Here is a 13,849-nt window from a genome sequence, read left to right as displayed (position 1 = left end):
TGCCGCGACACCCGGTCCGCCGGGGGCCGGCAGGCGGGATGTCGGGTACGCCACACCGCCCGGTACGATCAACGGGCAGCAACGAGGAGTACAGCCCATGAGTGAGCGCAGCGAGCGAGTCAGGCTCAGTGCGACGGTGCCTCATCACGGCACGGAGCGAAGCGGAGTGCCGGCATGAGCGAGCGTCTTTGCACCGTCCTGCTCTACAGCGACGACCAGCAGGTCCGGGACCGGATGCGGCTGGCCGTCGGCACCCGTCCCGCGCCGGGCATCCAGATCGAGTTCGTCGAGGCGTCCGACTACGCCGGCTGCGTCCGGCTGGTCGACGACTACGAGATCGACCTGATGCTGCTCGACGGCGAGGCCAGCCCCGGCGGCGGCCTCGGCATCGCCCGCCAGATCAAGGACGACCGGGACGACGCCCCGCCGACGTGCGTGGTCATCGCCCGGGCCGCCGACCGATGGCTCGCCTCGTACGCGCAGGTCGACGGCGTGCTGATGCACCCGCTCGACCCGGTGACCACCGGCACCACGGTCGCCGAGCTGCTGCGTACGCACGCCGCCGCCTGAGTCGCAGACACTCGGCGGCGCCCAGGCGCCCGGGGTGACGGGCGCACCCGTCCACCCGCACCCCACGCCCGCCTCGGGAGGCCCACCATGGGCGATCGGACCTGGCCGCACCTGCTCAACGCGCTGCTGCGCGGCGACGAGCTGTCCACCGCCGACACCGCCTGGGCGATGAACGAGATCATGGCGGGTGCCGCCGTACCGGCGCAGATCGCCGGGTTCGCGATCGCGCTGCGGGCCAAGGGCGAGACCCCTGCCGAACTGGCCGGCCTGGTCGAGGCGATGCTCGGCAACGCGGTGCCGGTGACCCTGCCGGAGGAGCTGCGGCGCACCTCGGTCGACGTGGTGGGCACCGGCGGTGACCTCGCCCACACGGTCAACATCTCGACGATGACCGCGCTGGTGGTGGCCGGCGCCGGCGTCCGGGTGGTCAAGCACGGCAACCGGGCCGCCTCGTCGCTGTGCGGCACCGCCGACCTGCTGGAGTTCTTCGGTGTGCCGCTGGACCTCGGCCCGGAGCAGGTGACCCGGTGCGTGGCCGAGGCGGGGATCGGCTTCTGCTTCGCCGCCCGGTTCCACCCCGGGATGCGCCACGCCGGCCCGGTCCGCCGGGAGATCGGCGTGCCGACCGCGTTCAACTTCCTCGGCCCGCTGACCAACCCGGCCCGGCCGCACGCCGGGGCGGTCGGCTGCTTCGACGCCCGGATGGCCCCGGTGATGGCCGAGGTGTTCGCCCGCCGGGGCGACTCGGTGATCGTGATGCGCGGCGAGGACGGCCTGGACGAGTTCACCACCGCCGCGCCGACCCGGGTCTGGGTGGCCCAGCAGGGCACCGTACGGGAGGCCCTGCTGGACGCGGTCGACCTCGGGGTACCCCGGTCCACCCTGGCCGACCTGCGGGGCGGCGACGCGGCCCACAACGCCGCCGTGGCCCGGCGGCTGCTGGCCGGCGAGACCGGTCCGGTGCGTGACGCCGTCCTGGTCAACGCGGCCGTCGCGCTGGCCACCCAGACCCCGCTTCACGGTGACCTCACCGAGGCGGTCCGTGCCGGCATGGCCCGGGCCGCCGAGTCGATCGACTCGGGGGCGGCGGCGGCCGTCCTGGAACGCTGGGTCGACGTCGCCCGCTCCCTCTGACCCGCTGTTGCGCCCGACCGTCCCTGGCCCCCGCTCCCCCGGGGCCAGGCGGGGCGGTGCGTCGGGGGCCTGACCGGTGGCGGCCGCTCGGAGCCGGTGCGCCCCGGCCGCGCCGGTGGGGCTGGCGGGTAGTTGTCGGAGGGGCGTGGGAAACTACACGGGAGTAGTTCTTCCGTTTCCGGCGATGGCGGCGATGCCCATCGGCGGGTTCCGGAGCGAGAGGAGACGCCCGTGTCGGACCGCGAGCTCTACTGCGACACCTGCGGGGGCGTTCAGCCGTTCGAGACGCCGCCGTGCGCCGACGGCCACGGCGTCGACTGCCCCGAGCTGCTCTGCACCGGCTGCGGCGCGGCCGTGCTGATCGCCACCTTCACCTTCCGGCCCGCCCGCCTGGCCGACCGCCGCCGGCCGTCAGCCGGTCGTCACGCGGCCTGACCCCTGTGGGGGCACCGCCGGCTCCCGGCTCCAGCCTGGTGAGCCGCGTGGCCCGCCCCCTGCGGCGGTACCGCCGGGCCCGGGTCCCGTCGCGGGCCCCGGCCTGCTGAGCGGCATGACAGGATCACCTGATGCTCCGACTCACGGATTTCATCATCGACTGCCCGGACCCGATGAAGCTGGCGGCCTTCTACGCCGCGGTGACGGGTCGCCCGGTCAAGCAGGGCAGTGACGAGGAGTGGGCCGGCATCCGGTTCGGCGAGGTCGAGCTGGCCTTCATCCGGGTGGCGGGGTACCGCGCCCCGCAGTGGCCCGACGGCGAGCACCCCAAGCAGTTCCACCTCGACTTCGAGGTCGACGACATCGAGGCCGAACAGCGCCGCGTCCTGACCCTCGGCGCGACCCTGAAGCAGGATTTCGTCGGCCCCGAAGGCTACGGATGGCGGGTCTACACCGACCCCGTCGGCCACCCCTTCTGCCTCTGCCGCAACAAGGGTGTCACCTGGACCGACCAGGGTCCCGTCTGGCCCGACCGGCTCGACTGAGCCGAGACAGCGGTATCAGGTCGCGGGGACACCGCCACCTCGGCCCCCGGAGTCGGTCATCCGACGACGACGGGCCCGCCTCCCGGGTAGGGAGAGGCGGGCCCGTCGTCGTCGGATCAGTGCTCGGCGGTGCGCCGGGTGCCGGAGTAGTACTCGAAGAGCAGGCCGCAGGCGGCGAAGATGACCAGCACCAGGCCCAGGCCGAGCAGCCAGAACTGCCAGAACACCAGGCCGAGGCCGGCGATCGCGGCGGCCAGCGCCAGCCCGAACGGCCAGTAGCTGCCGGGGCTGAAGAAGCCGATCTCGCCCGCGCCGTCGGCGATCTCCCCGTCCGGCCGGTCCTCCGGGCGCAGGTCGATACGGCGGGAGACGAACCAGAAGAAGCCGCCGCACATCGCGCAGAGCAGGAAGGACAGCAGCAGGGCCACCGTGCCGACCCACTCGACGTGGCCGCCGGAGTCGCCGTACGTCCACGCGCCGTAGAGGGCCGTCGCGCCGAGCAGGAACACGGCGATGATCAGGAAGATACGCCACTCGGTCTTCATGCCGGATACCTCAGTTTCCCGCGCTCGCGGACGCGTCGTCCGGGTTGAAGTTGTCCTTCGTACGACGGGTGTCGAAGGGCTGCGTGGTCTTCGCGTACGGATCCTGGCCGATGGCGGTCAGCGCCTCCTGCGTCGACTTGCCATCCCGCTTGGCCGCGAGGAACTGGTCGTACGCCTCCGGGGAGACCACCCGCAGCTCGAAGTTCATGAAGGCGTGGTAGCTGCCGCACAGCTCGGCGCAGCGGCCCACGTACGCGCCCTCGGACTCCAGCTTGGAGACCTCGAACACGTTACGGATCTTGCCGGGCATCACGTCACGCTTGAACAGCAGCTCCGGCACCCAGAACGAGTGGATGACGTCGCGGCTGGTCTCCTCGAACCGGATGGACCGGTTGGTCGGCAGCACCAGCACCGGAATGACCTCGCTGGTGCCCAGCACCGACGCCACCGTGTTCGCCTCGGTGCCCTGACCGTCGCGGTAGTTGAACTGCCAGTTCCACTTGAACGCGACGACCTCGACGGTGACGTCGGGGTTCTTCGTCGTACGCACCACGTCGGTCTGGACCACCGCCGTGTAGTAGAACAGCACGGAGACGATCAGGATCGGCGCGATGGTGTAGAGGAACTCCATCGGCAGGTTGTAGCGGGTCTGCACCGGCAGTTCGTTGCCGCGCTTGCGGTAGCGCACGACGCACCAGAAGATCAGGCCCCAGACGAAGACACCGACCGCCAGGGCGGCGATGCAGGAGGCGATCCACAGGTCGTACATCCGGTGCGACTCGGGGGTGATGCCACCCTGCGGCCAGCCGAAGCCGTCGACCGAGCGGCCGACGTCACACCCGGTGAGCAGAACCAGCAGCGCAGCTCCGCCGAGACCGAGCCCGGCGAGCCGGCCAGCACCACGCCGCCGACGCACACCGGCTCCGGGGGAAGCACCGTGCCGTACGGCCGACGGCCGTACCTCCGAACTCCTTGCGACCACCTGGTCCTGCCTCCCTAGCGCGCCGCGGTGGGGTATTCCATCAGCACCGACGGCAAAGGCGTCACCGACGGTCGCAGATTACTCGACCATGGCGGGCTCGACGGTCTTGGGGTCAGTGTCCGCCCCCATCGGGGGGTGCCGTCCGCATCCGACGCGATAGCGTCTGCGGTCGTGAGTGCCCACCCGGTCTACCTGGACGCGGCCACCGCCGCGCCGCTGCACCCGGTGGCCCGGCAGGCGCTGCTGGCCGCCCTCGACGACGGCTGGGCCGACCCCGCCCGCCTCTACACCCGGGCCCGCCGCGCCGGGCAGCTCCTCGACGCCGCCCGCGAGGCCACCGCCGACACCCTCGGCGTCCGCCCCGACGAGGTCTCCTTCACCCCCAGCGGTACGCACGCCGCGCACTCCGCCGTGCTCGGTGGCCTGCTCGGCCGGCAGCGGGCCGGGGCGACGCTGGTGCACTCGGCGATCGAACACTCGGCGGTGCTGCACGCCGCGCAGCGGCACGTGGCGGCCGGTGGGGTCGCCACGTCCGTACCGGTGGACCGGCTCGGACGCCTCGACCTGGCCGCCTGGTCGGCGGCGGTGCGCTCCCCCGGGGTGGCGCTGGCGACGCTGATCGGGGCCAGTCACGAGGTGGGCACCGTGCAGCCGGTCACCGGGGCGGCCGACGCCTGCGCCGCCGTCGGGGTGCCGCTGTACGTCGACGCGGCCCAGCTCGTCGGCCGGATGCCGGTGCCCGCCGGCTGGTCGGTGCTGACCGCCAGCGCGCACAAGTGGGGCGGTCCACCCGGGGTCGGGCTGCTCGTGGTCCGCAAGGGCACCCGGTGGGAGTCGCCGTGGCCGGCCGACGAGCGGGAGTTCGGGCGTACCCCCGGGGTGGTGAACCTGCCGGCGGTGGTGGCGGCGGCGGCGAGCCTGCGCGCGGCGGCGGCCGACGCGGCGGCCGAGGCGGCCCGGCTGACGCCCCTGGTGGACCTGATCCGGTCCCGGGTCGCCGCCGAGGTGCCGGACGTGGAGGTGGTCGGCGACCCGGTGGACCGGCTCCCCCACCTGGTGACGTTCTCCTGCCTGTACGTCGACGGCGAGGTGCTGCTGCACGCGCTGGACCGGCGCGGCTTCGCCGTCTCCTCCGGTTCCTCCTGCACCTCCTCCACGCTGCGCCCGTCGCACGTGCTGGAGGCGATGGGGGTGCTGTCGCACGGCAACGTCCGGGTCTCGCTGCACCGGGAGACCACCGGGACGGACGTGGAACGGTTCCTCGCCGAGCTGCCCGGGATCGTCGCCGAGCTACGCGCCGACGCCGGCGTGGTGGGCCTGTGACCGGGCCGGACGACCTCCCCACCGGACCGGCCGGCGACGGGCCGGACGACGGCAGGCCGGCCGACGACGGGGCCGGGCCGGTGGGCCGCCCAGCCGGGGCCAGCAGCGACGGGTCCGGGCCGGTGGAGGTGCTGGACTGTCGAGGGCAGCGCTGCCCACTGCCGGTGATCGCGCTGGCCCGCCGGCTGCCGGAGCTGCCCGTCGGCACGGTCCTGCGGGTCCTCGCCGACGACCCGGCCGCGGCCGTGGACATCCCCGCCTGGTGCCGGATGCGCGCCCAGGAGTTCGTCACCACCACCCCCGACGGCCCAGGCTACGAAGTACGCCGCACCCACTAACCCACCCCTCTACCCCCTCCACCGCCCCTGTCGATCATGGAGTTGTGGTGGCCGATCTGCGGCATTACTGCCGCTTCGAAGGCACCACAACTCCATGATCGACAGGGGCGGTGGGGGTGGGGGTGTCGATCCAGATCAGGCGGAGGCGGCGACCGGTGCGGGCGAAGAGGCGCAACGCGCTCTCGGCGGTGGCGAAGTGCCCGGTCGACGTTCTCCCGTCGTGGCGCAGCAGGGCGCTGTCGGGGAAGGCCAGGCCCCAGGCGAAGACCGCGCCGTCGAGGCGGTCGCCGTACTCCTCGCAGAGCGCGAACCGGCGTGGGGCGAACTCGTTCGCGAGTTCGACGAGCATCAGGTGGAACTCCTCGGGCGTGCCGAGCGGCGCGGGGTCAGGCATGAGCACCTCCAAGAGTCGTTGCTATACGTATAGCCCTGATCCTTGCTCGTCGGAAGACTCGACGGCATGATGTTCTCGTCGGTACACGTGGTGGAGGCGATACATGGGCAGGCGAACAGATCCTTCGGCGCTGCGCTGGCTGATCGGTGCCGAGCTGGGTCGGTATCGCCGCGAAGCACCGATGACGCTGACCGAACTGTCGGCCAGCACCGGCATCGGCAAGCCGAAGCTCGGCCACATGGAGACCGGCCGTTACCAGCAGTTTCCCGAGGACATCGCGGCCGTGCTCCGCGCCTGCGGGGCCGACCAGCCTGCGATCGACCGGCTCACCACGCTGGCCGGCCGCTCCGACGCCAAGACCTGGTGGGCACCCTGGGCCGCAGTGATGCCGGACTGGTTCAAGACGTACGTCGGGCTGGAAGGGCTGGCCGACGGGGCGTTCGTGTTCGAGTCGATGGTCATCCCCGGTCTGCTCCAGACCGAGGAGTACGCCCAGGCGCTGACCCTGGGCACCGGGTTCGTCCGCCCCGACCACGCCGAGCGTTTCGTGTCGTTCCGGCAGACCCGGGCCCGGCGGCTCACCGACGACGACCCGCTCACCCTGCACGCGGTGATCGGCGAGGCGGCGCTGCGGCTACGGGTCAACGGCGACGAGACCCGACGGGCGCAGCTCGCCCACCTGGCCACCATGTCCGAGCTGCCGAACGTCACCGTGCAGGTGCTCCGCCCCGAGGACGGCCCACACGCCGCCGGCGCGATCGGCAAATTCGTCCTGCTGGACTTCGCCAACGTGCGCCCGATCGCCTACACCGAGGTGCTCGACGGGGCGATCTACGTGCAGGACCCGGACGGTGTCCGCACCTATAGCATGGTGGCAGACAACCTGCGCCAGGTCGCCCTCTCACCCGCCGAGTCGCGCGCGTTGATCAGGGAGTTGGCCGGCGCGGCCTAGCGCCCCCCGGAGGCCACCGTGCGCACCCCCGACCCCACCACCGCCCGCTGGTTCACCAGCAGCCGCAGCACCAACAACGGCGACTGCGTCGAGTGTGCCGTCCTGCCCGACGGGGTGGCGGTGCGGGACAGCAAGGACCGGTCCGGCCCGGTGCTGGTCTTCCCCGCCCGTCAGTGGGCGGCGTTCGTCGCCGCCACCCCGGCCCGCTCCCCCGGTCAGGCCGGCTGACCTCGCCCGACGCGAGTCGGCGGCCTTCCCCGAAATTCAGCCGCCAGCCGAACCGGCCGCACGCCAGGTGCCCGGACCGGGACCGGGACAGCCAGGTGCCCGGACCGGGACAGCCAGTCGGGCCGGGATCAGGTGAGGTACCGCAGGATCGCCGGGAGCGGGTCGATCGGGATGGTGGTGTCGACCACCAGGCGGGGGCCGATCAGCGGCTCGTACCCCGTGCCACGTTGCCGGGTCTGCTCCCAGGTCGGGGCGAGCGGGTCGGCCGTGTGCCGGGCCTCGACCCGGCGGCGCAGTTCCGCCTCGTCGCCGCAGTACACCTCGATCAGCCGCAGCGGCACCCCGGCGCGTTCGGACAGCTCGAACCAGAGCCCCCGGGTGCCGGCCGCCGGGTTGGCCGCGTCGACCACCACGCTGGTGCCCAGCCCCAACTGCACCTCGGCCAGCCCGGCCAGCGCGTCGTAGCCGGCCTGGCCCGGCCCGGGGCCGGTCAGCCCGTGCCGGGCCAGCGCCCGCTCGACCGGGTCGACCGCCAGCACCGCCGCGCCCAACGCCACGCCGACCTGCCGGGCGAGGGTGCTCTTGCCCACCCCCGGCAGGCCGGCGAACACGACCAGGAGCTGCGTCATGGCACCAGGTGCGGCCGAACGTCCTCGGCGGCGGCGTCACCGTACGACTCGGCCAGCCGCTTGACGAACAGGTCGCGGCGCACGTCGTACTCCTGGGTGCCGACCGTCTCCAGCACCAGGGTGGCCAGCAGCGAGCCGACCTGGGCGGCGCGTTCCAGGCCGAGGCCCCAGGACAGAGCGGCGAAGAAGCCGGCCCGGAAGCCGTCGCCGACCCCGGTCGGGTCGACGGCCCGGATCTCCCGGGCGATCGGTACCCGGAACGGCTCCGCGTCCCGGGTGGCGATCTCGACGCCGTCCTTGCCGAGGGTGGTGACCCGGACCTTCACCCGCTCCAGGAGCTGGGCGTCGGTCAGGCCGGCCTTGCTCTGCAGCAACGACTTCTCGTAGTCGTTGGTCATCAGGTACTCGGCGCCGTCGATCAGCGAGACCACGTCCGCGCCGTCCATCCGGGCGAGCTGCTGGGACGGGTCGGCGACGAAGGCGTAGCCCCGGTCCCGGCACTCGGCCGAGTGCCGGATCATCGCCTCCGGGTCGTTCGCGCTGACCAGGACCAGGTCGAGGCCACCGAGCCGGTCCGCGACGGGGCCCAGCTCGATGTTGCGGGCCTCGCTCATCGCACCCGCGTAGAACGAGGCGATCTGGCACATGTCGGTGTCGGTGGTGCAGACGAAGCGGGCGGTGTGCGCCACCTCACTGACGTGCACCGAGTCGCAGTCCACACCGTGCCGCTCCAGCCAGGAACGGTAGTCGGCGAAGTCGGCGCCGACCGCGCCGAGCAGGATCGGACGCAGCCCGAGCTGCCCCATGCCGAAGGCGATGTTGGCGGCCACCCCGCCCCGGCGCAGCACCAGGTCGTCCACCAGGAAGGAGAGCGACACCTTGTGCAGCTGGTCGGCGATGAGCTGGTCGGCGAAGCGACCCGGGAAGCTCATCAGGTGGTCGGTCGCGATCGAGCCGGTCACGGCGATCTTCATGTCAACCCTCGGGGTCGGGAGCACGGCGCGGGTCAGCCTACCGGTCCGGGCGGGACGACGAGGGGGCCGTCCCGGCGCGGGACGGCCCCCTCGGACGGACCTGGACTCTCAGCTGAACGAGTCGCCGCAGGCGCAGGAGCTGCCCGCGTTCGGGTTGTCGATGGTGAAGCCCTGGGCGTCGATCCGGTCGGCGAAATCGATGGTCGCCCCGGTCAGGTAGGGGGCGCTCATCCGGTCGACGACGACCTCGACCCCGCCGAAGTCGGTGACGACGTCACCGTCGAGCGAACGCTCGTCGAAGAAGAGCTGGTATCGCAGGCCGGAGCAGCCACCCGGCTGCACCGCGACCCGCAGCCGCAGGTCGTCGCGGCCCTCCTGCTCGATCAGGGCCTTGACCTTCTGCGCCGCGACGTCGGTGAGGACGACGGAAGTGGGGGCCTGGGCCTCGGTCGGGTCGGTCTGCGCTGGCGTGGTCACGTGGAAATCTCCCTGCGCGGTATGGGTCCGGACATCTTGGCCAACAGCACGTCGCGGCCAGTGATTCCCGGTGTGGTCCACCTCCGATGGTACGCCGCCCCGGCGGAGCCCACCCGGCCGGCGCGATCGTCGCCGCCGCCCGCTCCCGGTGGCCCGGCCACCGGCTCACCGGCGGACCCGGCCCGGCAGCTCAGCGGCTCCACTGCCGGGCCAGCCGCGCCCCCAGCGCCCGCAGTCCCTCGGCGGGCCGGCCCATCGCCGCCGCCACCCCGCCGCGTTCCTCCCCGCCGAAGTGCTCCACCAGGCTGTACGCCTCGGTCACCCCGGCGGAGGCGGCCTCCCGCCGGCCGGTGCTCACCCGCCCGGCCAGCACCACGCAGGGCACCCCCCGGTCGCGGGCCGCCCCGGCCACCCCGGCGACCACCTTGCCGCGCAGCGACTGGTGGTCGAACGAGCCCTCCCCGGTGATCACCAGGTCGCAGTCGTCCAGCGCGGCCTCCAGCCCGATCGCCCGGCCCACCAGGTCGATGCCGGATTCGCAGCGCCCACCGAGGGCGAGGATCGCCGCGCCGAGGCCGCCGGCCGCGCCACCCCCGGGCAGCGTGCCCAGGCCGGGCGGGCAGCCGGGCAGGTCCCGTTCCAGCACCGCCGCCCAGCGTTCCAGCGCAGCGTCGAGCAGCAGCACGTCGGCCCGGTCGGCACCCTTCTGCGGCCCGTAGACGCTGCTCGCGCCGTGCAGGCCGAGCAGCGGGTTGTCCACGTCGGTGGCGGCGACCAGGGTGGCGTCGCGCAGCCGGGGCGTCCCGTCGAGGGCCGCGACGGCCCTCAGCGCCGCCCCGCCGTACGGCAGGGCCCGGCCGGCGTCGTCGAGCGGGGTCGCGCCGAGCGCGGCGAACAGGCCGGCCCCGCCGTCGTTGGTGCCGGAGCCGCCCAGCCCGACCACCACCGTCCGGGCCCCGTGCTCGACGGCGGCGGCGACCAGCGCGCCGAGGCCGTAGGAGGTGGTGGCCTTCGGGTCGCGTTCGGTGGCGGACAGCAGGTGCAGCCCGCACGCCTGGGCGCTCTCCAGGTAGCCGACGCCGTCGGCGGTGAGCAGGATCTCACCGGTGACGGGCCGGCCCAGCGGGTCGACGGTCGGCACCGCCACCCGGCGGCCGTCGAGCGCGCCCGCGAGCACCGTGACGAAGCCCGGCCCACCGTCGGCGAGGGGACGGATGAGCAGCTCGCCGGCGGCGTCGACCTCGCGCCACCCGGCGGCGACGGCGGCCGCCACCTCCGGGGCCTCAAGGGTGCCGGCGAACTTGTCCGGGCAGAGCAGCACGCGCATGCCCCGAGTGTGGCAGGACACATCGGCGCGGGGCAGTGTGGCAGCCCACACCGGCAGCGGTCGTGCGAACGTCCCGTTGTGGGACCATGAGGATGTGACTTCGACCTGGGTGGAACCCTCCAACACGGCGACCGCGCTGCTGCTCCTCGGCCGCGGCAGCGACCCCGCCACCGAGCGTGGCGTGGAGTGTCCGGGAGACCTGCCGGCGCCGAGCGACCCGGACCTGGTGGCCCGGGCGACGGCGGCGAAGGCCGCGCTGGGCACGAAGGTGTTCGTCCTCGGCCACCACTACCAGCGCGACGAGGTGATCCAGTTCGCCGACGTCACCGGCGACTCGTTCAAGCTGGCCCGGGAGGCCGCGGCCCGGCCCGACGCGGAGTACATCGTCTTCTGCGGCGTGCACTTCATGGCCGAGAGCGCCGACATCCTCACCACCGACGCGCAGCGGGTGATCCTGCCCGACCTGGCGGCCGGCTGTTCGATGGCGGACATGGCGGTGCTGTCGCAGGTCGAGCGGGCCTGGGAGGTGCTGACCGACCTGGGTGTCGCGGCGGACACCGTCCCGGTGACGTACATGAACTCCTCGGCCGACATCAAGGGTTTCGTCGGCCGTAACGGCGGCGTGGTCTGCACCTCGTCGAACGCCAGGCGGGCGCTGGACTGGGCGTACGCGCAGGGTTCGAAGGTGCTGTTCCTGCCCGACCAGCACCTCGGCCGCAACACCGCCGTGCTGGAGCTGGGCTACTCGCTCGACGACTGCGTGCTCTACGACCCGCACAAGCCGAACGGTGGGCTCACCGCCGAGCAGGTGCGCGACGCGAAGATGATCCTGTGGCGGGGGCACTGCTCGGTGCACGGCCGGTTCACCCTGGACAGCGTGCAGGACGTCCGGGCCCGGGTGCCCGGGGTCACCGTGCTGGTGCACCCGGAGTGCCGGCACGAGGTGGTCACGGCCGCCGACCAGGTCGGTTCGACGGAGTACATCATCAAGGCGATCGAGGCGGCCCCGGCCGGCTCGGCGTGGGCGGTCGGCACCGAGCTGAACCTGGTGCGCCGGCTGGCGCTGGCCCACCCGGACAAGCAGATCATGTTCCTGGACAAGGCGGTCTGCTACTGCTCCACGATGAACCGGATCGACCTGCCGCACCTGGTCTGGGCGTTGGAGGAGCTGGTCGCCGGCCGGGTGGTCAACCAGATCACGGTCGACGCGGACACCGCGCACCACGCCCGGGTGGCGCTGGACCAGATGCTCGCGCTGCCGGGCGTCGACACCCCGCCCCCCGCCACGACCTGATCACCCGAAGTCACCACCGAGGTGCGGAATCGTACCGGATTCCCGGTTCGTTCCCGTACCGGTGCGGTGACCGATTCCCATTTCGTCACGGAGGGCTATGCTGCCGGGGCGACGTACCACGGGGACCGTTTTGAGCCGGCCCCGTTCCGGGTAGCTGGACAGCTCGTACCGGACAGCTGGACAGCATGCCCCATCATCGACTCACCCCGCACCACCCGACGCGCGCTGGAGGTTTGCGTTGACGGACGACGTCCTGGTCGTACACGGAGGTACCCCGCTCGAAGGGCGGATCCGCGTGCGCGGCGCGAAGAACCTGGTCTCCAAGGCGATGGTCGCGGCCCTGTTGGGCGACTCGCCCAGCCGGCTGTTCGACGTCCCCAAGATCCGTGACGTCGAGGTGGTCCGCGGGCTGCTCGGCCTGCACGGCGTGAAGGTGACCGACGGCACCGAGGACGGCGAGCTGGTCTTCGACCCGTCCAACGTCGAGAGCGCCAGCACCGACCAGATCAACGTGCACGCCGGTTCCAGCCGGATCCCGATCCTGTTCTGCGGCCCGCTGCTGCACCGCCTCGGCCACGCCTTCATCCCCGACCTGGGCGGCTGCCACATCGGCCCGCGCCCGATCGACTTCCACCTCCAGGCGCTGCGCGAGTTCGGCGCGACCGTCGACAAGACCCCCGAGGGTCTGCACCTGTCCGCGCCGAACGGGCTGCACGGCACCAAGTTCGCCCTGCCGTACCCGAGCGTCGGCGCGACCGAGCAGGTGCTGCTGACCGCGGTGATGGCCGAGGGCGTCACCGAGCTGCGCAACGCCGCCGTCGAGCCCGAGATCATCGACCTGATCTGCATCCTGCAGAAGATGGGCGCGATCATCAAGGTGCACACCGACCGGGTGATCGAGATCCAGGGCGTCAAGAAGCTGCACGGCTACACCCACCGGCCGATCCCCGACCGGATCGAGGCGGCGAGCTGGGCGGCGGCGGCGCTGGCCACCCGGGGCCACGTCGAGGTGCTCGGCGCGCAGCAGGCCGACATGATGACCTTCCTGAACATCTTCCGCTCCGTCGGCGGCGAGTACGAGGTCACCGACGCCCGCCCGCCGAAGCTCGGCGACCCGGGCCAGGAGGGCGGCATCCGGTTCTGGCACCCGGGCGGCGAGCTGAACGCGGTGGCGCTGGAGACCGACGTGCACCCCGGTTTCATGACCGACTGGCAGCAGCCCCTCGTGGTCGCGCTGACCCAGGCCCGGGGGCTGTCGATCGTCCACGAGACGGTCTACGAGCAGCGCCTGGGCTACACCGAGGCGCTGAACACCATGGGCGCCAACATCCAGGTCTACCGGGACTGCCTCGGCGGCACCCCGTGCCGGTTCGGCAGGCGCAACTTCAAGCACTCCGCGGTGATCGCCGGGCCGAGCAAGCTGCACGCCGCCGACCTGGTCATCCCGGACCTGCGGGCCGGGTTCAGCCACCTGATCGCGGCGCTCGCCGCCGAGGGCACCTCCCGGGTGTACGGCGTCGACCTGATCAACCGGGGCTACGAGGACTTCGAGGCGAAGCTGGCCAGCCTCGGCGCGCACGTCGAGCGGCCGTAACCAGCCGCGTCCCCCGACCGGCCCCGACCGCCGCCGTCGGCCCGGCCGACCCGCTCCAGCGAGCGCCCGGTGCACCCGTGATGTGCACCGGGCGCCGTCGTATGGCTA

At 72.8% G+C, this 13,849-nt stretch carries 17 protein-coding genes; 10 read left to right on the top strand and 7 right to left on the bottom strand.

Translation table 11 applies throughout. From position 1 onward, the window contains the following. The first annotated feature begins 174 nt into the window (after positions 1-174). The 4 genes from B5D80_RS15960 to B5D80_RS15945 all read left to right on the top strand — a co-directional run bounded on the left by B5D80_RS15960 (position 175) and on the right by B5D80_RS15945 (position 2,684). Positions 175-570 carry a hypothetical protein gene (locus tag B5D80_RS15960; RefSeq protein ID WP_088644669.1) on the top strand — a complete coding sequence of 132 codons (396 nt, stop codon included), beginning with the start codon at positions 175-177 and terminating at the stop codon, positions 568-570. A gap of 87 nt (positions 571-657) precedes the next feature. Further along, positions 658-1,704, top strand: a complete 1,047-nt coding sequence (gene trpD, locus B5D80_RS15955) for an anthranilate phosphoribosyltransferase (RefSeq protein WP_088644668.1) — start codon at positions 658-660, stop codon at positions 1,702-1,704. A gap of 231 nt (positions 1,705-1,935) precedes the next feature. Continuing rightward, on the top strand, positions 1,936-2,139 hold the full coding sequence (locus tag B5D80_RS15950) for a hypothetical protein (protein WP_088644667.1): 204 nt from the start codon (positions 1,936-1,938) through the stop codon (positions 2,137-2,139). Positions 2,140-2,270: 131 nt separating this feature from the next. Then, entirely contained in the window at positions 2,271-2,684 is a 414-nt protein-coding gene (locus B5D80_RS15945) for a VOC family protein (protein WP_088644666.1), read from the top strand. Positions 2,685-2,800: 116 nt separating this feature from the next. Here the strand turns inward: B5D80_RS15945 and B5D80_RS15940 are convergent, their stop codons facing one another. After that, complete coding sequence (locus B5D80_RS15940; RefSeq protein ID WP_088644665.1) at positions 2,801-3,229, bottom strand: cytochrome c oxidase subunit 4; 429 nt, start codon at positions 3,227-3,229, stop codon at positions 2,801-2,803. 10 nt (positions 3,230-3,239) lie between these two features. Next, complete coding sequence (gene ctaC / locus B5D80_RS15935; RefSeq protein WP_088644664.1) at positions 3,240-4,211, bottom strand: aa3-type cytochrome oxidase subunit II; 972 nt, start codon at positions 4,209-4,211, stop codon at positions 3,240-3,242. 171 nt (positions 4,212-4,382) lie between these two features. Between ctaC and B5D80_RS15930 the strand changes: the two genes are divergently transcribed. Further along, positions 4,383-5,534: a cysteine desulfurase family protein gene (locus B5D80_RS15930; RefSeq protein WP_088644663.1), complete on the top strand. Its 1,152-nt coding sequence runs from the start codon at positions 4,383-4,385 to the stop codon at positions 5,532-5,534. 122 nt (positions 5,535-5,656) lie between these two features. Further along, positions 5,657-5,872, top strand: a complete 216-nt coding sequence (locus B5D80_RS15925) for a sulfurtransferase TusA family protein (protein ID WP_088644710.1) — start codon at positions 5,657-5,659, stop codon at positions 5,870-5,872. Between the two features lie 64 nt (positions 5,873-5,936). Here the strand turns inward: B5D80_RS15925 and B5D80_RS15920 are convergent, their stop codons facing one another. Next, positions 5,937-6,266 carry a hypothetical protein gene (locus B5D80_RS15920; RefSeq protein WP_211291522.1) on the bottom strand — a complete coding sequence of 110 codons (330 nt, stop codon included), beginning with the start codon at positions 6,264-6,266 and terminating at the stop codon, positions 5,937-5,939. A gap of 103 nt (positions 6,267-6,369) precedes the next feature. Here B5D80_RS15920 and B5D80_RS15915 point away from each other — a divergent pair, with 103 nt between their 5' ends. Together B5D80_RS15915 and B5D80_RS15910 are read left to right on the top strand one after the other, a co-directional pair. Next, positions 6,370-7,218 carry a helix-turn-helix domain-containing protein gene (locus B5D80_RS15915; protein ID WP_088644662.1) on the top strand — a complete coding sequence of 283 codons (849 nt, stop codon included), beginning with the start codon at positions 6,370-6,372 and terminating at the stop codon, positions 7,216-7,218. Between the two features lie 18 nt (positions 7,219-7,236). Then, a complete protein-coding gene (locus tag B5D80_RS15910; protein ID WP_088644661.1) occupies positions 7,237-7,446 on the top strand; it encodes a DUF397 domain-containing protein in 210 nt (69 codons plus the stop codon). A gap of 128 nt (positions 7,447-7,574) precedes the next feature. Here B5D80_RS15910 and B5D80_RS15905 read toward each other — a convergent pair whose 3' ends face one another. From B5D80_RS15905 to B5D80_RS15890, 4 genes are all read right to left on the bottom strand, one after another. After that, the gene (locus B5D80_RS15905) at positions 7,575-8,075 is read right to left on the bottom strand and encodes a P-loop nucleotide/nucleoside kinase family protein (protein ID WP_088644660.1); all 501 of its coding nucleotides are present in this window, start codon (positions 8,073-8,075) and stop codon (positions 7,575-7,577) included. Further along, on the bottom strand, positions 8,072-9,049 hold the full coding sequence (locus B5D80_RS15900) for a carbohydrate kinase family protein (protein ID WP_088644659.1): 978 nt from the start codon (positions 9,047-9,049) through the stop codon (positions 8,072-8,074). The genes B5D80_RS15905 and B5D80_RS15900 overlap by 4 nt, the downstream gene beginning before the upstream one ends. A 108-nt stretch (positions 9,050-9,157) precedes the next feature. Beyond that, positions 9,158-9,526 carry an iron-sulfur cluster insertion protein ErpA gene (gene erpA / locus B5D80_RS15895; protein ID WP_088644658.1) on the bottom strand — a complete coding sequence of 123 codons (369 nt, stop codon included), beginning with the start codon at positions 9,524-9,526 and terminating at the stop codon, positions 9,158-9,160. Between the two features lie 190 nt (positions 9,527-9,716). After that, positions 9,717-10,853: a glycerate kinase family protein gene (locus B5D80_RS15890; protein ID WP_088644657.1), complete on the bottom strand. Its 1,137-nt coding sequence runs from the start codon at positions 10,851-10,853 to the stop codon at positions 9,717-9,719. Positions 10,854-10,947: 94 nt separating this feature from the next. On the opposite strand from B5D80_RS15890, the gene nadA reads away from it, so the two are divergent. Together nadA and murA are read left to right on the top strand one after the other, a co-directional pair. Then, positions 10,948-12,147 (top strand): quinolinate synthase NadA, encoded by a 1,200-nt coding sequence (nadA, locus tag B5D80_RS15885; RefSeq protein ID WP_088644656.1) that lies wholly within the window; start codon positions 10,948-10,950, stop codon positions 12,145-12,147. 238 nt (positions 12,148-12,385) lie between these two features. Then, positions 12,386-13,741: a UDP-N-acetylglucosamine 1-carboxyvinyltransferase gene (gene murA / locus B5D80_RS15880; protein ID WP_088644655.1), complete on the top strand. Its 1,356-nt coding sequence runs from the start codon at positions 12,386-12,388 to the stop codon at positions 13,739-13,741. The last annotated feature ends 108 nt before the right edge of the window (positions 13,742-13,849 follow it).

It is taken from the genome of Micromonospora wenchangensis (genome assembly GCF_002210435.1).
Taxonomy (GTDB): Bacteria; Actinomycetota; Actinomycetes; order Mycobacteriales; family Micromonosporaceae; genus Micromonospora; species Micromonospora wenchangensis.
This window is presented reverse-complemented; position numbering and strand designations above follow the sequence as displayed.